The following is a 19,641-nucleotide window of genomic DNA, read 5'->3' on the forward strand; positions in this document are numbered from 1 at the left end:
GAAAGGTTCCCGATATGCAGACATCACCATTGCAATTATAAAAGCGTCCCAGCGAAAGAAAGGATGAGTCAGCATGGCCAAAGCGCCTGAAGAAGTAAAGGTATGGGAAGAGCGGGTGGAAATTCCGACTTACGAGGCAGGTAAGCCCGATCCGAACCCGATGTTTTTGGAGAAGCGTGTGTATCAGGGAAGCTCGGGACGGGTCTACCCGCTGCCGGTCATCGATAAAATTTACGACGAAAAAGTTCAGAAATCGTACCGCATCGTCTTCCTGGAAAACGAGTACGTGCAAATCCAGGTCATGCCGGAGATCGGTGGACGGATTTACCGGGCGGTCGACAAGACGAACGGGTACGACTTTGTCTATCATAACCAGGTGATCAAGCCGGCGCTGGTGGGCCTGGCCGGACCGTGGATATCCGGCGGGATCGAGTTCAACTGGCCGCAGCATCACCGCCCGAACACGTTCGGCGAGGTGGAGCATACGATCGAACGCAATCCGGATGGAAGCGCAACGGTATGGGTCGGGGAAATCGACCGCATGTACGGCACCAAGGTGACGACCGGCTTCACCCTGCATCCAGGCAAGGCCTACCTCGAAATTCAGGCCCAGCTGTACAACCGGACAGCGGCGCCGCAGACATTTCTGTGGTGGGCCAACCCGGCGGTTGCGGTCAACGACCACACGCAGTCCGTGTTTCCGCCGGACGTGCATGCGGTGTTCGACCACGGCAAGCGCGACGTGTCCAAGTTTCCGATCGCCACGGGCACGTATTATAAAATGGACTACTCCGCCGGCGTGGACATTTCCAAATACAGCAACATTCCCGTTCCCACCTCCTACATGGCCTATCACTCGGACTATAATTTTGTCGGCGGTTACGACCACGGCGTCGGCGCAGGGCTGCTGCATGTTGCGAACAGGTATGTGTCGCCAGGGAAAAAGCAGTGGACCTGGGGACACGGGGAGTTCGGCCAGGCATGGGACCGCAATCTGACGGACGAGGACGGTCCTTACATCGAGCTCATGACCGGCGTCTACACCGACAACCAGCCGGACTTCAGCTGGCTCGCGCCGTACGAGGAGAAGAGCTTCAAGCAGTATTTTATGCCGTATAAAAAGATCGGTCTGGTCAAAAACGCCTCCATCGACGCGGCCGTAAACCTGGAGACGGCGGACGGGCAGGCATTAGTTCAGGTCTACGCCACCTCGGTGTTTGAACAAGCGCGCGTGCTGCTGAAGAGCGCCGGACAGATCGTTCTGGACAAAATCGTGAAGCTGTCGCCGAGCGATGTGTTCCAGGCGGAGGTGAACATTGGCGCCGAAGTCCGGGAAGAGGAGCTGCGGGTCATCGTACTGGACGTGGATGGAAGGGAGCTGGTCTCCTACCGGCCGATGCCGAAGATGATCGAGCAGGTTCCCGATCCGGCCAAAGCCATCGAGGCGCCGGAGCAGCTGCCTAGCACCGAAGCGCTGTATTTGGCGGGACTGCATCTGGAGCAGTACCGGCACGCAACCCGTGAGCCGGAAGCTTATTATTTGGAGGGCTTGAAGCGGGACCCCGGCGACATCCGGCTGAACAATGCTTACGGTCTGCTGCTGCTGCGGAGGGGATGCTTGGAGGACAGCGAGGTGTATTTCCGAAAAGCGATCGAGACGCTGACGCGCCACAACGCCAGGCCGTATGACAGCGAGCCGTTCTATCATCTCGGCCAGACGCTCAAATGGCAGGGCCGTCTTGAAGAGGCATACGCCGCCTTCTACAAGAGCGTGTGGACGGGAGCATGGCAGGCGGCGGGATACTTTGCCCTCGCGCAGATCGCCTGCGGGCAGGGGCAGTACGACGAGGCGCTCGAGCTGGTGGACCGTTCCCTGAACGTCCAGTACCGCCATTACAAGGCCCGCCATCTGAAAAGCGTCATCCTGCGGAGGTTGGGCCGCGCCGTAGAGGCCGAGACGCTCGTGCGGGAGACGATCCGCATCGATCCGGTGGAATTCGCGGCCCGTAACGAGCTGATCGCCGTATACCGCGAAACCGGCCGGACGGCTGAAGCGCAGGAAGCGCTGGACGGCCTGGCTAGCCTCATGCGCGGCGATGCGCACAATTACATCGCTTTGGCTCAGGATTACGCCGATGCCGGCCAATACGCGGACGCGCTTGAGGTTCTGGGCCGCATCGCAGCGCCTGAACAGCCGGGGGTCTACCCGATGGTCCGTTATTACCAGGCGAGCTGGAGCCGGAAAAACGGACAGGATGAGCAGGCAGCCGCTTATGATGAGCAGGCTGCTGCGGCGGATCCGGCGTACTGCTTCCCGAACACGCTGCACGATTACGCCGTGCTTCAAGAAGCGGCGGCTCTGCATCCGGGAGATGCCAAAGCAAGGTATTACTTGGGCAACCTGCTCTATGACAAAAAGCGCCATGCCGAGGCGGCCGCGTGCTGGGAAGCTTCGGTGGCGCTGGATGGCAGCTTTTCGACGCCTTACCGCAATTTGGCGCTCGCCTATTACAACAAGCTGAACCGCCCGGACGATGCGCAAGCAGCGCTGGAGACGGCGTTTCGGCTGAACCCGGCGGACGCGCGCGTCTTCTACGAGCTGGACCAGCTGTATAAAAAGATCGGCCGCTCGCCGGAACAACGGCTGCAGGCGCTGGAAGCACACCGCGAACTGGTAGAGCTTCGGGATGACCTGTACCTCGAATACTTAACGCTGCACAATACGCTGAACCGCCATGAGGAGGCGCTCAGCCTCATTCTCGCCCGCTGCTTCCATCCATGGGAAGGCGGGGAAGGCAAAGTGCCGGCCCAATACGTGACCGCCCGCGTGGAAATCGCCAAAGGGCTGCTGAACGAAGGCCGGGTGGAGGAGGCCGCCGAGCAGCTGCTGCTCGCGAAGCAGTACCCGCTGAACATCGGCGAGGGCAAGCTGGAAGGCGCTCAGGAGAACAACATCGACTATTACCTCGGCGTGGCGTACGGCCTGCTCGGCCGGCAGGAGGAAGCGCAAAATGCGCTGCTGCAGGCGTCGCAAGGGCTGAAGGAGCCGTCCAGCGCCATGTATTACAACGATCAGCCGCCGCACATGATTTTCTACCAGGGCGCGGCCCTGCGCAGGCTGGGGCGGGAAGCGGAAGCGCGGAGCCGCTTCAACAAGTTGGTCGACTACGGGGAAAAGCATCTGTTCGACCGGCCGCAAATCGATTATTTCGCCGTGTCGCTTCCCGACTTCCTCGTGTTTGAGGACGATCTGCACAAGCGCAACGAAATCCACTGCCATTACATGATGGGACTTGGGCAGCTGGGTCTGGGCCGATTTCGGGAAGCCGAGGAGCATTTCCGGCAGGCGCTGGCGCTGGAGCCGCATCATCAGGGGGCTGCGCAGCATCTTGAATTATGCCGCACAGGAATATGACGTCTCAGACCGAGGGGAAAGGGGGCGAAAGATGAGCTGGACACCGCATCAAATCAACGGCTTTAACGCCTGGACGGGAAGGACCTCCGCCATGGAGGTCACCCTGCTGCCGGAGCTCGGCAGCAAAATGGTCTCCCTCCGCAACCGCCTGACCGGCCGGGAATGGCTCGCACCGGCAGGCGGAGCGCTGGGGAACCGGGGCTACGCCAGCTCCTTCGCGGACAGCGACGGAAGCGGATGGGATGAAATGTTCCCGACGATCAACGTATGCCGGTATCCGGAGCATCCCTGGAAGGGGACGGAGCTTCCGGATCACGGTGAGGTCTGGTCCATTCCCTGGAAGGCCGAGGGACATGGAGATCACCTATCATGCTGCGTGCACGGCGTGAGGATGCCGTACCGGCTCGAGAAGACGTATTATTTTGCCGCAGAGGACCGGCTCCGGATCGACTATCAGGTGACCAATCTCAGCCCGTTCCCGTTTGCGTTCCTGTGGGCAGCCCATCCGCTGCTGCGGATCGAGGAAGGGATGCAGATCATCGTGCCCGAAGGGTTGAGCGGGATTGCAATCTCCTATTCGGAACGTGACAGGCTTGGGAAAAGGGGGGATCTGCTGGCGTGGCCGCAGCCCTTTTCGAACCAACCGGGATGCCGCCTGGACCGCACGGGACGCCGTGAAGAGCGGACGGCCGAGAAATTTTATTTTACGGGTGAGCTGCCGGAAGGAAAGACTTCCGTTTATGATCCGCTCAAGCAGGAAGGAATCACCTTTACCTTTCCGAAGGAGAAGGTGCCTTACCTGTCGGTGTGGGCGAATTACGGCGGCTACCAGGGGCAGTATCATCTGGCATTGGAGCCGGCCACGGGCTTCTTGGACGACTTGGCGCATGCCATGAAGCGGGATGCCGCAGCAGCTGTCGTGGAGGGCGGCGGCAAGTATGCGTGGCATTTGGAAGTGAGCTGGATGGAAGCCAAGCGGTGAGAAGAAACGAAACCGGGTGGCTGAACGACAAACCGATCGTAATCCGGACCATTGCGGCAGGGGATTCGATTAACGGAAGCCCGGCGCCGAAGGGCAGCAGGAGTTCAGTCGATAGCTGCGGATTCCCGATCCGTGGATTTCCTTTGCGTCAGCCGACAAAAATCCTGCACCCTCTCCAGGGATGCAGGATTTTCTGTTTTTTTTATAGCTCAATGTATCTATGTCAAAATAATCGGCAGTTCCTTCAGCGCGAACATCATCATGCTGTCCATTCGCGCCAGCTCAGCGGAACGGTCGCGGCGGTATTCGGGAAAACGGGCAAGCAGCGTTTCGATCGCGATTTTGGACTCGAGGCGGGCAAGCTGGGAGCCGAGGCAGTAATGGATGCCGCTGCCCAGTCCCAGGTGCGGGTTCGGATTGCGGTGGATATTAAATTCCTCCGGACGTTCGAACACCTTCTCGTCATGGTTTGCCGACGCCATCCAGATATGGACGAATTGACCTACTTTCATCTCCTGGCCGCCAAGGACGGTATCCTGCTTCACGCGGCGGAACATGACCTGCACCGGCGAGAAATAGCGGAACACTTCCTCCAGCGCGCCGGGAATGAGGCTGCGGTCGGCAAGCAGCTGCGCACGGACATCCGGCAGGGTGTCGATGCCGAGCATCGCCGAGGAGATCAGGTTGGTCGTCGTTTCGTTGCCAGCCACGAGGAGCAGGATGCAGAAGCCGATGATCTCGAGGTCCGTCAGATGCTCATTGTCGATTCGAGCCTCGACCAGCTTGGTGACCAGATCGTCCTGCGGATGGCGTCTGCGGTCCTCGGCAATTTCGGAGAAGTATTCGCTCATCTCGCGCTGGCACTGATAGAAATCTTCGCCGCTGTCTCCGACCAGGGCGTCGGACCAGGCTTTGAATTGTTCGCGGTGGTCCAGCGACACGCCGAGCATCTCGGCGATGACGACGATCGGCAGTGGGCTGGCAAAGTCAGCGATGGCGTCCATCCGCCCCTTTTTCTCCGCTTCGTCCAACAGCGAGGTGGTGATCGACTGGATTTTGGGAGCCAGCGATTCGATGACGCGCGGCGTGAACGCCTGGGTCACCAGCCGGCGCAGCTGCCGGTGCTTGGGCGGATCCTGCCGCAGAATGCTGTGCTCCAGCGGGTCCTCGGAGTCAGGGAAGGCCGACGAGGAAAAAATATCGTGATTCGTAAATACCGTCTTTACATCGTCATATCCGTACACGTTCCAAACTTGCCCGTCGTTGGACTGGACAACGGGGGAATCCCGGCGCATCTTTTTATACCATTCCAAAGGGAGCAGTCCATTTGCATTCCATTCCATGAAGCAACACCGTCGCTTTCTTTTTTAGATGAGAACAACCTAAATTTTGGGCAAAGCTGGCTTATCGATCATTGCGCTGGAGAACTTCCGATCCATGAGGTCTGTCTACAAGTAAACGAGGTTTGTCTGCTGGAGCTGATCTTTTTCTGGATGAGTTGATTTCCTAAATAAGTTCTGTGTCTCGGTCTCTCTGCTTCCTAAAAAGGTCTTCTGTTTAACACGCTACGATCTTTTGAACTGACTGGTCAGTTTGATGTGGGCAAAAAAAGGTCCTGCTTAATCAAGCGACTTAAACAGACCTTCGGCGACGACCGTGAATACGAAGCTTTCCAGGTCTTCGCGGCTGTACTCTTCCTGGTGGCTCAAATAATAATTGCATGTGCTTTCCAGCATGCCGATCGTACTGGCTGCAGCCAGGTCCGCGTCGACGTCGCGCATAACGCCGCCCTCGCATTGGGCTTCTTTAAGAATGCCGGCCAAAAAGCTTAAATGCTCGCGACGGAGCTGCTTCAGTTCATCCAGCACATCGGGCTCAATGCCGTTGGAAATTTCGTTGAACACGATATGGGCAAAATGGCGGGAGTCGAGGAACAAGTCCAGATGGTGGCGGAGAACCCGAAGGATCTGCTCTTTGATCGGAAGCGCGGAGCTAAGGTCGGTTTTCGTCCGCTCCATAATGTCCTCGAATCCGGCTTTTACCACGGCTTTGAAGAGCTGGGACTTTCCCGGAAAGTTGTAGTACAAGGTGCCTTTGGCGACCTGCGCCTGCTGGGCGATCTCATCCATGCTGGCCCGGTGATAGCCGTATTCGGAGAAGACGCGGGTGGCTGCGTGCAGAATCTTTTCTTTGCTCACGGTGGTGTATTGGTCCTTTCCATCTCATTCGTCGGTTGGACGGGATTAATCTGACTGGTCAGTTCAAAAACAACATAACATGCTGGGAATATTTAGTCAACTGGACCCGCATCGATGGGTGGGGAAACGCCCGATTTTTAAAGGTATGAGATAGAATGAAACCTGATATGTTATACTGAGCATAAATTCAATTTAGGAGTGATCTTCTGAGAAAGAATAAATCCATGTCCTTTGACGATCTGCTGATGGAATTGAAAGGCCAAAAATCGGCGCAGGAAGAATCCGGCCGCATTGCCCTCGACAAGCTTTTAAACGGCTCGTTTATGCGCAAGCATTCGTCGTTTGCCAGCTTTCAGGAATTTTTGGAAAATGGCAATTTTCACGCGGAAACCCAAGAAGAGTTGAATAAAATACCGGATGAGCTGCTGGATCGGCATGTGTCCCGGCAGACCGACTTTAAGGATTGGAAAACCATGCTGGAACAAGCGAATGCGGATTATGCTGCGAATAACGGGTAGCCTATCCTGCGTTCGCGTGGATAGATCAAGAGAGGATCAAGCTTTGCGCTTGCTCCTCTTTTTTGTGGCATTCCAGCATGCAACTTCGTAGTGTTCAACTTAACTCTTTCTTAAGGATTGTCTTTAACTTCTCTTTCGTTTTGGCTCCTATACTGGGCTTACGATACAAGAGGAGGAATTCAATTCATGATGAAGAGTAAAGAAAAGCGGAGGTCCATAGCCTCCATATCCCGAAAAATGATACTCGTGCTGCTCCTGGCAGCCGTCTTCTCAGGAGCCTATACCAGCTTGGCGTCAGCAGCTCCCAAGCTTGAGACAGGCCGGGAGGATCAGATCGACCGGTTCATCGAGACCCGCATGCATCAGAACCGGATTCCCGGATTGTCTGCCGCGATTGTCCACGACGGCGAAGTCGTATACTCAAAAGGGTACGGGCAAACCGGAAGCGGTGCAGCCGTCACGCCCGACACGCCGCTTCCGGTCGCTTCCCTGAGCAAGTCGATCACGGCGCTGGCCGTCATGCAGCTGGTTGAAGCGGGGAAGATCCGCCTGGAAGACAAGGCGGCGGACCTTCTTCCGTCCTTCCGGATGGACGATCCGAGGGGGAAGGAGATCACGGTGCGGCAGCTGCTGAACCAGACGAGCGGTCTGGCCGATACCGTGTTTCCGGAAATGGCATTTTCGGCGCAGCCCGCTTCGCTCGGCGAATCGATCGCCCGGTTGAAAGGGGTCAAGCTCGCCAGCGACCCGGGAACGGCGTTTCATTACCATAACACCAATTATCAGCTGCTCGCGCTGATCGTGGAGACGGTGAGCAAGGAGCCTTTTCCGGACTATTTGCAAAAGCACATCTTTGCTCCGCTGCACATGGGCCGTACGACGGACGCCGCGTTGACCAGTTCCTTTAAAGAACCGGGCAACATGCTGCTCTATGGCCAGCCGGTCGCCTTGAAGGAACCGGATTGGTTCGTGGAGGGAGCCGCAGGGAATATCTCGACCGCAAACGATATGGCACGGTGGCTGATGCTGCAGCTCGGCGGGGGGACTTATGGGGGAACACGTCTGCTCAGCCCGGAGGGAATCGCTGCAATGCGCGAGGTTCCCGCCGGTGTGGAGAGCCGTTACGGTATGGGATGGACGGTGGACGGTGCAAGGTTAAGCCATAACGGCATTTTGTGGACGTATCAGGCGGATCAACTGCTGATGCCGGAGAGCGGCTATGGGATCGTCATCCTGTTTGGCAGCGGTTTGAATGCGCTGGTTAACTATGGCACCTTTGCTTCAGGCATTGCCGACATTTTGAGTGGGGAGGAGCCGCCAAAGTCAGCGATTTCCGTAGGCATGATCGAAGCGGGGATCGCGCTGCTGACGCTGCTGACCGTTCTGCTGTGGGTGCGGGGATTCTTTTTCCGCTGGAAGCGGTGGGAACACAAGGCCCGTCAGCGCCGCGTTTGGCTGACTTCGCTGCGGATGCTCGCCACCTTGATCCCGCTTGCGATTTTCATCAGCCTGCCGCAGATCCTGACCTTCGTTGGCGGCGGGAGAGTGCTGAAATGGGAGCAAATTTTCCTGCTGATGCCGAGCGTCGTGATTTGGCTGGCGCTGCTGTCGGCGTTTGGCGTGATCGGCTTCGTCCGCAAGGCCTTCTGCATGGTTACGATATTACGGGAACACCAAAAAGCCCAGGCCTAGTGCCTGAGCTTTTTTCTTGATGACATTTCCGAATCGTGAGCTGCTTAAGTCCAGCGGGCCGCCCACAGCTTCATTTCATGGCAGATGACATGCAGGTCCTGTCCCTTAGGCGTGAGCGAGTATTCCACCGTCACCGGTACGGTAGGGAATACTTCCCGCTCCAGCACGCCCTGCTCCTCCAAATGGCGCAGCGTACTGGTCAGGGCGCGGGGGCTTACACTGGGGATACGGCGCTGCAGTTCACCAAAGCGAAGAGTGCCGCAAAACAGCTCGCGGATGACGAGAAAGGCCCATTTTCCGCCCAGCACATCCAGTGTTTTTTCAATGTTGCATTCGATATGCGTCGGGTTTTTCGGAACGTAACTGCTCGCTTTTTTGACTGTTTCCATAGACTCTCCTCCTTATATGTATATAACTATACTCTATATAGTATCTACCCTTGATATAATTAAGTGAAAAACATTTCACTTCTTTAAATCATATATGAACTTTTATAGAATGAAAAGGGTAACAGGACAACAAGGAGGTAGATGGAATGAAATACCGGAGACTGGGAAGAAGCGGGCTTAAAGTCAGCGAAATCAGCTTGGGCAGCTGGCTTACATATGGCGGTTACGTGGAACGCGAAAATGCGGTGAATTCGATCAAAACGGCTTACGATTTGGGCATCAACTTTTTCGATACGGCCAATGTTTATGAAAAAGGCGCGGCGGAAGAGCTTGTCGGCAAAGCGCTGAAAGCGTATCCGCGTGAATCCTACGTGCTGGCTACCAAGGCGTTCTGGCCGATGGGCGAAGGCCCGAATGACCGCGGCTTGTCGCGCAAGCATATTACGGAGCAGGCGAATGCCAGCCTGAAGCGGCTTGGACATGACTATGTGGACATTTTCTACTGCCACCGCCATGATCCGGAGACGCCTTTGGAAGAAACGCTGCGCGCGATCGACGACCTGGTTCGCCAGGGCAAAGTGCTGTACGTCGGCGTGAGCGAATGGCAGGCATCGCAGATCGCCGAAGCGATCGGCGTGGCCGACCGTTATCTGCTGGACCGCATTGTGGTCAACCAGCCGATTTACAACATGTTCGAGCGCTACATCGAGAAGGAAGTCATGCCGCTCAGCGAACGCGTAGGGATCGGACAAGTGGTGTTCTCCCCGCTGGCCCAAGGCCTGCTGACAGGCAAATACACGTCGGCTTCCGACATTCCGCAGGACAGCCGCGCGGCGAAGCTCGATTGGATGCGCAAAGGCATCACCGAAGAAAAGATTGCCAAAGTGCAGCAGCTTGAAGGCGTGGCCAAAGAGCTCGGCATTTCCGTCGGCAACCTGGCCCTTGCGTGGATTCTGCGCAAAGACAACGTGGCCAGCGCGCTGGTCGGCGCAAGCCGTCCGGAGCAGGTGACGGAGAATGCCAAGGCTTCGGGCATCGTCCTGAGCGAAGACGTGCAGGAACGGATCGAAGACATTCTGAAATAATCGGACCGGCCAAGGGTTCGGCCAGGTTTGAACCGAAGCGAAGAGGAGGCGTTACTTGTGGCCAAAGTCGTCATTACAGGCGGAAGCGGCATGCTTGGACAGTGGGTCGTGCGTCATTTTATCGAGCAGGGGTATGAGGTGCTGAACGTGGACTTCCGGCGTCCCGACGAGAACCTTTGCCCTACGCTGATTGCGAATCTTGAAGATTTGGGAGAGACCTATGGCGCGCTGGCCGGGGCTGATGCCGTCGTTCATTTGGCGGCGATCCCGGCGGCGCATATCCGCACGCCGGAAGTTACATTCCGGAACAACGTCATGTCGACGTACAACGTGCTGGAGGCCGCCGCAGGCCTCGGAATCCGCAAAACAGTGATCGCGTCCAGCGAATCGTCCTACGGCATCGTATTTGCAGTCAGTCCCTTAAGCCCGCAGTACGTGCCCGTGGACGAGGCGCATCCGCAGCTGCCCGAGGACAGCTACGGACTGTCCAAGGTGGTCAATGAATTGACCGCCGACATGTTCCACCGGCGCACCGGCATGCAGGTCGTCTCCATTCGCCTCGGGAATGTCATCCCTCCGGAATGGTATGAACGTTTTCCCTCATTCATCGACAAGCCCGAAGAACGGGACCGCATTCTGTGGAGCTACATCGACACCCGCGACGCTGCTTCGGCCATCCGGCTGGCCGTCGAGGCGGACGGGCTCGGTGCGGTGGCCCTTAACGTGGCCGCCGACGACTCCAGCATGGCGGTTCCGAGCCGCGAACTGCTGGCCGCCAGGTATCCCGGCGTGACGGACATCCGCGCGCCGCTGGCGGGGCATGAGACCCTGCTCAGCAACGAGAAGGCGAAGCGCCTGCTCGGCTGGCAGCCGCAGCACCGCTGGCGCGACGAGGTTGCGAAGCTTCGCTGAACGCAGGCCGCAAGCGCCTGCAGAAAGCATGGATGACAGAAATAGATACTCTTACGCAAACTCCAAACCAAGAAGACTCGGCCTCGTTCCGGAGTCTTCTTGGTTTTTTTGTCGGTCATTTCCTGCTATTTTGCCTTGGCGGCGTCCTTCTGCAGCTCTTTCCAGGCGGCGACCGAGTCAGCGCTCGTATAGATGTAAGGGGTCTGGGGCTGGACAATTGGCGTGATTTGCGAAGCCTCGATCTCGATCAAATCCTTGCCCCCTTGGGACACGATCTTCAGTTTGCCCTGTACCTTGACCCAGGAATCGGCCGGTAAGGTCAGCTTCTGCTTGGGATCGACCATAATGCCGAAAGGGGTGGCGTCCGCCGTGCAGCACTGCACCAGAAAGCGGCTGACCGCGAAGGGGCCGCTTGCTCCGCTTGTCTGGTCGCGGTAAACGAAGCCGGATACGGCGATTTCCTTGCCTTCAAACTGCTCCTTGAACATCTCGATCGCCCCGAACGTCTCGGAGTAAATCGCCGGGTAGACCGGGATGACGGGCTGGGCGTACAGCAGTTTGGCGAGCTCGGCGAATTCCTTGGCATACGGATCGGTGGTCTCGAAGGTGACGGCCGTATCCCGATTTGTGGGGGCGCTGGTAATTGACTTGTTCGGCACCGTGGATGCGCTGGGAATAGCCTTCTCTGGCTCCATCGCGGAATAGGAGAGGGAGATGCCCTTCTTGGCGGCGGCGATGCTGCCGAGGGCCTTATCCGGCAGCAGAAACCCGAGCAGCAGCGGGAGTACGAACAGGCCGTACAGGCCGGTGCTTTTCAAGAAGCCGGCGGGCAGGCGGTGATCGCAGTTACACAGCACCTGGCTGCGTCCGAGCAGTGCCTGGATCACCAGGCTGAGCGCCATCAGGCCCAGCGGAACCGGGCACAGCCGGATCCATCTCGCCAGGGCGGGGGCGACGTAATAATGCAGCGCGTCCTGCTGCATCAGGTGCAGAATATAGAGGGCGAAAGCCGCCAGCACGGCCGCCCGGAACAGGTAATGCAGCCGGATGCTGCGGGAGTCGTTCACTTGGCTCTACCTCCAGTCGGATTAGGTATTGGGTTCTCGCATCTTGCGCGGGCGTGTTCCTGGCATGGGCGTCCACACCAGATCGAATGATACATCCGCCAAAAAGTTTACAACCAGGCTGAAATCAGAACCGAACCGACAAAGACGCAGGCGGCGATCAGAAAGAACAGATAGAGGGCGAACTTGGTTTTGAACAGCGCCATCAGCATCATGGCGTTTTTGAAATCCAGCATCGGGCCCAGCACCATGAACGCGATCAGCGAACCGGCGGGAAAGGTGTGCAGGAAGGTGGAAGCGACAAAAGCGTCCGACGTGGAGCACAGGGAGAGCGCAAAGGCGAGCCCCATCATGAACAGATACGAGCCCAGCGGATGGCCGCCGATGGCGGAGAGGCTTTCCCGGACCATAAACGTCTGAATGGCCGACGTCAGCAGGCAGCCGATGATCAAATATTTGCCCATGTCGAAAAACTCGTCCGACGTATGGACGAATACCGACGCCAGCCGGCCGCCACGTGCGGCATGGAGATGAGCATTCCCGCCGGTTTCCCGCTCCATCGACCATCTCACCGGCGATTTTTTTACCGTAACGTAGACGATGAGCCCGATCAGGAAAGCGACGGCGAAGGCCAGTCCCATCCGGGCGTATGCGAGATCCGGATGGCTGCGGAACGCCATGAAGGTGGCTCCGTAGACGACCGGATTGATGATCGGTCCGGATAAAATGAACACGATTGCGACATATACGGGCATGCCCTTATGAATGAGCCGGCGGACGAGCGGGATCATGCCGCACTCGCACACCGGGAAGATCACGCCGAGGAGACAGGCGAACAGGATGGCCGGAACCGGCTTCTTCGGAATCCAGCGCGACAGAACCTCGTCCGGCACAAACACCTGCAGCAGCGATGAGAGCAGCGCCCCAGCCAGCACGAACGGCAGCGCCTCCAGCAGAATGCCGACGAAGCTGGTTTTGAACGTGTCCATATAGACGTTATCCAGCAGCTCGATGCGCTCCGGCAGCCACAGGACGAGCAGGATGATCAGAAAGGCGGCGGGAAGAAGCAGCGGGACGATTTTAAAAGGGGAGAGGGTGGTCATGGCGGGATCAGCTCCTTCCACAGGAATAATGAAGCTTAACGAAACAGTTCGGACCAGCGTTCCTTCAGCCGCGCCTCGTTCAAATTCAGGCCGATCATGACGAGATACGGTGCGCCTGGGTAACGGGAGGTTTCCCAGAACGTGCGCGTCCCGGCATACTGGACGAGCTGGACCGGTTCATGGCGGGCGAGCGCCACATGCCCTTTGGCGCGAAGAAGCGCGTCTCCGCACTCACGGAAGAACGCCTCCAGCCGCTCCCTGGACAGGGAAGCCGGACTTTGCTCCGCCGGGGGAAAGGTCAGCGTGACGGTGCTGACTTTGGAAAAAGAGACCGCCTCGTCATGATGTTCATGCCCGCCGTGGCCGCCATGCACTTCATGCGCGTGGGCAGTGGCCGTAGATCCCGTACCGTGACCGTTATGGGCAAGGTGGTGAGCATGCGAAGCGGCGGGGTCAACAGCTTCACGGAACCTGTGCTGCGCCTGGCTGCTCAGCGCCTCCTGCGCTGTGGTCTGTGCACCAGCCCAGACAGCAGATGCCTTGGACCCTTGGCGGCGGTCAATCCCTTCCAGCAGGCTGGACAGGTCAATCCGGCTATATTCTGTGTATACGATCGCAGCCTCGGGATTATGCTTACGGATCATGCTTTCGATCTTGCCGATCGTACCCGGGGCGGCCAGGTCCTGCTTGTTGACCGCGACCAGATCGGCGCTTTCGATCTGCTTGCGCAGCGTGCGGACCAGCTCTTTGTCGGCGGAGAAGCGGCTGTTGAACTCCAGCACGTTCTCCGCGTCGAGCATCGTCACCGTATAATGGTGCCGTACCCGGCCGGCAAGCCCCGGCTCCAGAAGGGTGCAGCGGATTTCTTCGGGATCTGCTACGCCGGTGAGCTCGATGACGATGACGTCGGGCGACCGCTCCAGCAGGGTGGATAGACCCTGCGGCAGCTCGCTTTTCCGGCTGCAGCAGACGCATCCGTCCAGCAGCTTCTGCACCTGAACCCCCGCTTGTTCCTCCAGAATCGTTCCATCCACATCCCGTTTGCCCAGCTCGTTCATCAGGATGCCGGGGGTCAGCCCCCGGGCCGAGCACTCCTTGAGCACGGACAGCAGCAGCGTCGTTTTGCCGCTTCCCAAAAATCCACTTAATATGATGACGGGCGTTACCATGTGCGATTCATCTCCTTTATCCTCGTTGTCGAATATAGAGCAGGCCCAGGGATACGGCCTGTACCAAGCGTGAATTTTTCTCCCATTTTATCTATACGTAAAGATTACGATTTAATGCCTATGAATATGGCGGTCCGGAAGGTGCTGATAGATTCAGAACCGCGGCGATTGATGCCATTACAGAGCAACCTGCTGAGGAGAAATCTGGAAAAGAATGCTATAGATCCATTCATATCCGGACCGAAGTCGTTTATGATAGGTTTATGTCAGCGACCAAGGATTTCCGGAGGAGGAAAAGGAAGGCATGAGCAAATTTGTCATTGGCATGGACCTCGGCGGAACCCGGATCAAATCGGCGGTATTTGACGCGGATGCCGGTTGGAGGATCGCCGCGGAAAGAATGGACGCCACCGAAGCGGACAAGGGACCGGAGCATGTGCTGAACCGGATGAAGCGGATCGTTCATGAACTGATGAAGGAAGCGGGGATCGGGCCGATGGACGTGAGCTGCATGGGGATGGGCATTCCGGGGCTCCTGGATCCGCGGGAAGGGCTGTCGATTCTGTCTCCCAACTTTCCGGAATGGGAAAATATCCACGTCGTAAACCGGATGCGGGAGGAGTTCGCTTTTCCGGTTTTCATCGATAATGATGTTCGCGTCAACATGTACGGGGAGTGGCGGTTTGGCGCCGGAAGGGGCTGCAGGAACCTGATGCTCATTACTTTGGGAACCGGACTGGGCTCGGGAATAATTTATCAAGGGAAAGTTGTCTACGGCACGTCTTCGAGCGCAGGCGAGATCGGCCACATGAACATGTACAGGGAAGGGCGGCCGTGCCGCTGCGGCAGCTCGGGCTGCCTAGGCCGCTACGTGTCCGCGGTGGGCATGGTCCGAACGTTTGCGGAAAAGCTGGCGGAAGGACGGAAGAGCGTCATTCAGGAATGGACGGGCAACGATAACTCGCAAATGACGGCGCAGCTCATTTCAGATGCCTATGACCGGCAGGATGCGCTCGCTATTGAAGTGATGCACGAGACGGGAGAGCTTCTCGGGTATGGATTAGCGAACGCCATCAATTTGCTGAATCCCGAAATGATCATTGTAGGCGGCGGCATGGCCGCGGCCGGGGAGCGTCTCTTGCGCCCGGTGCGCGAGACGGTAGCCCGCCATGCGCTGCAGCTGTCCGCCGGTGTCTGCCGCATCGTGCAGGCCGAGCTTGGGGACAGGGCCGGGATGCTGGGCGCCGCCGTGTATGCGGACGGACGTTTGAAAGGAGGGAATTCATGGTCAGACAGTGGGCTAACAGGCTGATTATGCTGCTGGTGCTGGCTGCGATCATCCTGGTCGTTATTTACGCTTTCGAGGGAAAGTTGTTCGGCCTTCAAGACAGGAAAGCGGAAGGGAGCCCGACGGTGGTGGAGGCGATTGAGAAGATCCGGGGCGAGGGATACGTGTCCTATATGATCGATGAGCGTCCTGTTGCTGACGGGGAGGTGGCTTTTTTCCTGCGGAAGACACCCAGCGGAGGATATACCATCGTTGCAGAATATGTAAAGAAAATCGAAAAAGGCTGGAGGTGGGGCTATGGGGGAAGCTTCGGAGCCTCCAACTATCACCCCGGGCTTTCCGACGCCGAGGCTCGGAAGGAGAGCTTTTTTGCCATGTACATGCCTGAGACAGAGGGCACGGAATTCGGCAGCTCTCCCTTTCCAATGTATTACGGCATCGCCCTGCATCCCGACATCAGCCGCATTGTGGTCAAGGATCCCACCGGCTACGAAAAGCAGGCACAGATCGTTCCCGTCGAGCAAAATTTCAAATTGTTCTACGTGTTTATGGACGCTTCGCAGGGCACGAAGTTTGAAATTACGGGCTATGACCGCAGCGGAAACATCATCCATCAGGTCACTCAGGATGAATCCCTCCCCTCCAACGGAAGCGTGACCACAATCAATTAACCGTAATTTTACATAATCAGCCTTCCCAATTAACGGATCGGAAACAATCCATCGATAAGATGAAGGAGGAAAAATCCAATTCGAACAAGCCGGGAGGAGAGAAATGATGAGATTGGCGCTGTTGGGTGATTTGCATTACCACGAAATCGACGAGTCGGTACCGGGGCTGAAGGAAGCACGGCGTGCATTCTATCAAACGGTGCTGGAGCAGTTTTTGGAGCAGGAAGCGGACCTGTATATTTCGCTGGGGGATCTCACCAACTTCGGCACGGCCTCCGAGCTTCGCGAAGTGTACGACCTGCTTCGCCGCCAGGACAAGACGTTCATTCACGTGCTGGGCAATCATGACTTGTATGCGCAGCGCAGAGCCGAGGTGCTGGAGATTACGGGCCAGGAGAGGTACCACGCCATCGACACAGATCAAGCGATGCTCGTGTTTCTCGACACGGCCAAGGAAATGGATTTTAAGGATTGGGGCGGCTGGCTCGATCCCGAGCAGCTCGGCTGGCTTGAGGAGCAGGTCGGACTGTCGGGCGACAAGCCGCTGCTCGTCTTCGGCCATCACCCCGTATACAATACGACGGCGGGTTCAGAGAAGGACAAGGGCTCGATTCATCCCATCATCGACATGTGGAGCATATTGAACCAAAAGCAGGGCATCGGCATCTATTTCAACGGCCATACGCATATGGACTCGATCGCGCACCGGCAGGACTGGTCGTTCGTGCAGTTGTCGGCCTGCCTGGATCAGCCGGGCTTCCGGATCGTCGATATCGCGGAGGACGCGATCCGCATCACACCGGTCGAAGTGATGGACCCGACGCTGCCGGATCACATGGCGCTCCTTCACCAGCATATGAAGCATTTCAGCCCGAATCCGGATGCCAGAGGGATGGAGGACGACCGGGCTCTGCTCGTTCCGCTGCCGATTGCGCCGCAAATCTGAATATAGAGTAATCACGACCTTCGTGAAAGGGAGGCTGTACACGCATGAATGACGTTATGACCCGGGAGCATTTTTTCAAAGGTCTCGCCAAGCATAAACGGATTGCCTCCATCAAAGACCCCCGCCACATTGAAATCGCCTTAAAGCATCGGGATGAGCTGAGCGGCGTCTTCCTGCTGATGGGCCATATCGGTGTCGCCAAAGGCTATGTGAACGTATTCCGGGAGCACGCTCTGCCGGTGTTCATGCATTTGGAAAAAATCGGCGGGCTCAGCACGGACCATTACGGCCTGGACTATTTGGCCAAGAGCATCCGCCCGGTCGGCATCATTTCGACCAAAACCAGCGTCATCAAAACCGCCAAAAAAATGGGGCTGCTCACGGTGCAGCGTTTCTTTCTCGTCGACAGCGAAGGGCTGGAGAACATCGCGAAGAGCCTGTCCCAGGCCGAGCCGGACATCATCGAGCTGATGCCTGCCCGCATTCCGGACATGATCCGCAGGGTGAAGAGCTTTACGGAAGTCCCGATCATTACCGGCGGCCTGCTGTATGAGCACAGCCACGCACAGGAGTGCCTGGACCAGGGAGCGACGGCCATTTCCGCATCCCGTCCCGAGCTGTGGAGAAGAAAGATCATTTGATGTCCCGTTAATATTCCGCATAAACCGCGTTAATAGTTGTCCCTTATGATGAAATCGACAAGTAAATAGAACGGTTGGAGTTATGGAGAAACCTGATCTGTCGAGAGAGCGCTATGCCAGCGTTCCCACTCGGCGGTATTCGGGTTTCTTTATTTTTGGGCTGCAGCCGTCGTTCCACAGCAAACATAAACCAAATTCAAGGGTGGAGGAATCAATCGATGTTCAAGAAAAAGATCGCACTGCTTACACTGTCCGCGGTAATGACGGGCATGCTGGCCGGATGCGGCGGCGGAGCCGAGAAGGCGGCCGGCAACGAAACAGCAGAAGCGGCAGCGGCCAAGCCGGATAAAAAAATCGTCATCAAGTACTGGTACGCCTTCGGCGACAAGATCGAGGAAGCCAAGCAGCATATGGTCCAAACGTTCAATGAGTCCCAAGACAAGATCGAGGTGGTCGCCGAGCATCAGGGGAATTACGATGATCTTCATGCGAAGGTCCAGGCGGCTTTTGCGGCTGGGGACGCCCCGGCGGTCACGGATCTGGAAATTGCCTCCACGGGCGTGTTCGCCCATTCCGGCATGCTTGAAGACCTGACCTCATACGCCGAGAAGGACAAGGACCAGCTGAAGCTGGACGATTTTATCCCCGGACTGATGGGGAACGCCTACGTGGACGACAAGCTGTACGGGCTGCCTTTTATGCGCAGTACTCCGATTATGTACAAGAACGTGACGATGCTGAAGGATGCCGGTCTCGATCCATCCGGGCCCAAAACGTGGGATGAGTTTGAGCAGTACTCCAAAGTGCTCAAGGAGAAAGGCAAGCTCGGCATGACGGTGCCGGTCGATATTTGGTTCTACGAGGCGCTGGTGGCCCAAAGCGGCGGCACGATGCTGAGCGAGGACGGCAAAAAGGCAACCTTCAACAACGCGGCCGGCGTGGCGCCGGTGGACTTCTGGAAACGGCTGGTGAACGAAGGCCTGATCAAAATGCCGGTCGGCGACGAAGCCGGGGATACGGCGGACAAGGATTGGGCGAACCAAATTTCCGCGTTTAAGTTCGCCTCGACCGCTGGCGTATCGCAAAGCTTGGAAATCGCCAAGGGCAACGGCTTTGAGCTGGAGACGGCCTTCATGCCGGCCAACAAGGATTACGGTGTGCCGACAGGCGGATGCCAGCTCGTCATGACGTCGAAGAGCAGCGCCGAGGAGAAGGCGGCGGCATGGGAATTCATGAAATGGATGACCTCCCAGGAAAACACGATTTACCAGCATAAGCATGTCGGATACCTGCCGACCCGCACGTCGGCGGTGGAAAGCGAGGAGCTCAAGGAGCATTTTACCCAGTATCCGCAGTATAAAGTCGCCGTCGACCAGCTGAAATACGCGAGACCGCGCCCGATGGAGAACGGATATCCGGAAGTCGCCAAGATCGTCCGCGATGCGATCCAGAAGGCGATTATCGATCCGAAGACGACGCCGCAGCAGGCGCTGGACGAAGCCGCGGCCAAGTCGGATAAGCTGCTTGGCAAGTAAGCTTAGAGCCTGTCAGGCAATGAAACAGACCCG

At 57.4% G+C, this 19,641-nt stretch carries 17 protein-coding genes; 11 read left to right on the forward strand and 6 right to left on the reverse strand.

The window, feature by feature from the left end; all coding sequences use genetic code 11:
- The first annotated feature begins 73 nt into the window (after positions 1–73).
- Positions 74–3,415 (forward strand): DUF5107 domain-containing protein, encoded by a 3,342-nt coding sequence (locus IAE55_RS13460; RefSeq protein ID WP_200632839.1) that lies wholly within the window; start codon positions 74–76, stop codon positions 3,413–3,415.
- Between the two features lie 31 nt (positions 3,416–3,446).
- The gene (locus tag IAE55_RS13465; protein WP_200632841.1) at positions 3,447–4,397 is read left to right on the forward strand and encodes a hypothetical protein; all 951 of its coding nucleotides are present in this window, start codon (positions 3,447–3,449) and stop codon (positions 4,395–4,397) included.
- Positions 4,398–4,615: 218 nt separating this feature from the next.
- On the opposite strand, the gene IAE55_RS13470 is transcribed toward IAE55_RS13465, so the two are convergent.
- Complete coding sequence (locus IAE55_RS13470) at positions 4,616–5,740, reverse strand: cytochrome P450 (RefSeq protein WP_105441947.1); 1,125 nt, start codon at positions 5,738–5,740, stop codon at positions 4,616–4,618.
- Between the two features lie 276 nt (positions 5,741–6,016).
- Complete coding sequence (locus IAE55_RS13475) at positions 6,017–6,595, reverse strand: TetR/AcrR family transcriptional regulator (RefSeq protein ID WP_105441946.1); 579 nt, start codon at positions 6,593–6,595, stop codon at positions 6,017–6,019.
- A gap of 224 nt (positions 6,596–6,819) precedes the next feature.
- Here IAE55_RS13475 and IAE55_RS13480 point away from each other — a divergent pair, with 224 nt between their 5' ends.
- Both IAE55_RS13480 and IAE55_RS13485 read left to right on the forward strand, forming a co-directional pair.
- Entirely contained in the window at positions 6,820–7,113 is a 294-nt protein-coding gene (locus tag IAE55_RS13480; RefSeq protein ID WP_105441945.1) for a hypothetical protein, read from the forward strand.
- Positions 7,114–7,299: 186 nt separating this feature from the next.
- The gene (locus tag IAE55_RS13485; RefSeq protein ID WP_200632844.1) at positions 7,300–8,805 is read left to right on the forward strand and encodes a serine hydrolase domain-containing protein; all 1,506 of its coding nucleotides are present in this window, start codon (positions 7,300–7,302) and stop codon (positions 8,803–8,805) included.
- 44 nt (positions 8,806–8,849) lie between these two features.
- Here IAE55_RS13485 and IAE55_RS13490 read toward each other — a convergent pair whose 3' ends face one another.
- Complete coding sequence (locus tag IAE55_RS13490; protein WP_145164046.1) at positions 8,850–9,194, reverse strand: winged helix-turn-helix transcriptional regulator; 345 nt, start codon at positions 9,192–9,194, stop codon at positions 8,850–8,852.
- A 146-nt stretch (positions 9,195–9,340) separates the two neighbouring features.
- Between IAE55_RS13490 and IAE55_RS13495 the strand changes: the two genes are divergently transcribed.
- Both IAE55_RS13495 and IAE55_RS13500 read left to right on the forward strand, forming a co-directional pair.
- Positions 9,341–10,279: an aldo/keto reductase family protein gene (locus IAE55_RS13495; protein WP_089548652.1), complete on the forward strand. Its 939-nt coding sequence runs from the start codon at positions 9,341–9,343 to the stop codon at positions 10,277–10,279.
- Between the two features lie 57 nt (positions 10,280–10,336).
- Positions 10,337–11,191 (forward strand): NAD-dependent epimerase/dehydratase family protein, encoded by an 855-nt coding sequence (locus IAE55_RS13500; RefSeq protein ID WP_200632846.1) that lies wholly within the window; start codon positions 10,337–10,339, stop codon positions 11,189–11,191.
- A gap of 125 nt (positions 11,192–11,316) precedes the next feature.
- Here IAE55_RS13500 and IAE55_RS13505 read toward each other — a convergent pair whose 3' ends face one another.
- The 3 genes from IAE55_RS13505 to IAE55_RS13515 all read right to left on the reverse strand — a co-directional run bounded on the left by IAE55_RS13505 (position 11,317) and on the right by IAE55_RS13515 (position 14,527).
- Positions 11,317–12,258: a TIGR03943 family putative permease subunit gene (locus IAE55_RS13505; RefSeq protein WP_200632847.1), complete on the reverse strand. Its 942-nt coding sequence runs from the start codon at positions 12,256–12,258 to the stop codon at positions 11,317–11,319.
- Between the two features lie 107 nt (positions 12,259–12,365).
- Positions 12,366–13,358 (reverse strand): permease, encoded by a 993-nt coding sequence (locus IAE55_RS13510; protein ID WP_183585383.1) that lies wholly within the window; start codon positions 13,356–13,358, stop codon positions 12,366–12,368.
- A gap of 35 nt (positions 13,359–13,393) precedes the next feature.
- Positions 13,394–14,527 carry a CobW family GTP-binding protein gene (locus IAE55_RS13515; RefSeq protein ID WP_200632849.1) on the reverse strand — a complete coding sequence of 378 codons (1,134 nt, stop codon included), beginning with the start codon at positions 14,525–14,527 and terminating at the stop codon, positions 13,394–13,396.
- 304 nt (positions 14,528–14,831) lie between these two features.
- On the opposite strand from IAE55_RS13515, the gene IAE55_RS13520 reads away from it, so the two are divergent.
- From IAE55_RS13520 to IAE55_RS13540, 5 genes are all read left to right on the forward strand, one after another.
- Complete coding sequence (locus tag IAE55_RS13520) at positions 14,832–15,839, forward strand: ROK family protein (protein WP_200632851.1); 1,008 nt, start codon at positions 14,832–14,834, stop codon at positions 15,837–15,839.
- Positions 15,812–16,486, forward strand: a complete 675-nt coding sequence (locus tag IAE55_RS13525; protein ID WP_200632853.1) for a hypothetical protein — start codon at positions 15,812–15,814, stop codon at positions 16,484–16,486. The genes IAE55_RS13520 and IAE55_RS13525 overlap by 28 nt, the downstream gene beginning before the upstream one ends.
- A 103-nt stretch (positions 16,487–16,589) precedes the next feature.
- The gene (locus IAE55_RS13530; protein WP_234489515.1) at positions 16,590–17,432 is read left to right on the forward strand and encodes a metallophosphoesterase family protein; all 843 of its coding nucleotides are present in this window, start codon (positions 16,590–16,592) and stop codon (positions 17,430–17,432) included.
- Positions 17,433–17,476: 44 nt separating this feature from the next.
- Entirely contained in the window at positions 17,477–18,073 is a 597-nt protein-coding gene (locus tag IAE55_RS13535; RefSeq protein ID WP_234489516.1) for a glycerol-3-phosphate responsive antiterminator, read from the forward strand.
- Between the two features lie 218 nt (positions 18,074–18,291).
- Positions 18,292–19,608 (forward strand): ABC transporter substrate-binding protein, encoded by a 1,317-nt coding sequence (locus IAE55_RS13540; RefSeq protein WP_200632855.1) that lies wholly within the window; start codon positions 18,292–18,294, stop codon positions 19,606–19,608.
- Positions 19,609–19,641 lie beyond the last annotated feature (33 nt).

The organism is Paenibacillus sp. S28 (assembly GCF_016624415.1).
Classification (GTDB): domain Bacteria; phylum Bacillota; class Bacilli; order Paenibacillales; family Paenibacillaceae; genus Paenibacillus_AQ; species Paenibacillus_AQ favisporus.

Coding starts and splice junctions, on each gene's coding strand:
- IAE55_RS13485 (WP_200632844.1), top strand. CDS start 7,300: ATGATGAAGAGTAAAGAAAAGCGGAGGTCCATAGCCTCCATATCCCGA.
- IAE55_RS13495 (WP_089548652.1), top strand. CDS start 9,341: ATGAAATACCGGAGACTGGGAAGAAGCGGGCTTAAAGTCAGCGAAATC.
- IAE55_RS13520 (WP_200632851.1), top strand. CDS start 14,832: ATGAGCAAATTTGTCATTGGCATGGACCTCGGCGGAACCCGGATCAAA.
- IAE55_RS13515 (WP_200632849.1), bottom strand. CDS start 14,527: ATGGTAACGCCCGTCATCATATTAAGTGGATTTTTGGGAAGCGGCAAA.
- IAE55_RS13490 (WP_145164046.1), bottom strand. CDS start 9,194: ATGGAAACAGTCAAAAAAGCGAGCAGTTACGTTCCGAAAAACCCGACG.
- IAE55_RS13540 (WP_200632855.1), top strand. CDS start 18,292: ATGTTCAAGAAAAAGATCGCACTGCTTACACTGTCCGCGGTAATGACG.
- IAE55_RS13470 (WP_105441947.1), bottom strand. CDS start 5,740: ATGGAATGGAATGCAAATGGACTGCTCCCTTTGGAATGGTATAAAAAG.
- IAE55_RS13530 (WP_234489515.1), top strand. CDS start 16,590: ATGATGAGATTGGCGCTGTTGGGTGATTTGCATTACCACGAAATCGAC.
- IAE55_RS13525 (WP_200632853.1), top strand. CDS start 15,812: ATGGTCAGACAGTGGGCTAACAGGCTGATTATGCTGCTGGTGCTGGCT.
- IAE55_RS13460 (WP_200632839.1), top strand. CDS start 74: ATGGCCAAAGCGCCTGAAGAAGTAAAGGTATGGGAAGAGCGGGTGGAA.
- IAE55_RS13535 (WP_234489516.1), top strand. CDS start 17,477: ATGAATGACGTTATGACCCGGGAGCATTTTTTCAAAGGTCTCGCCAAG.
- IAE55_RS13510 (WP_183585383.1), bottom strand. CDS start 13,358: ATGACCACCCTCTCCCCTTTTAAAATCGTCCCGCTGCTTCTTCCCGCC.
- IAE55_RS13480 (WP_105441945.1), top strand. CDS start 6,820: ATGTCCTTTGACGATCTGCTGATGGAATTGAAAGGCCAAAAATCGGCG.
- IAE55_RS13465 (WP_200632841.1), top strand. CDS start 3,447: ATGAGCTGGACACCGCATCAAATCAACGGCTTTAACGCCTGGACGGGA.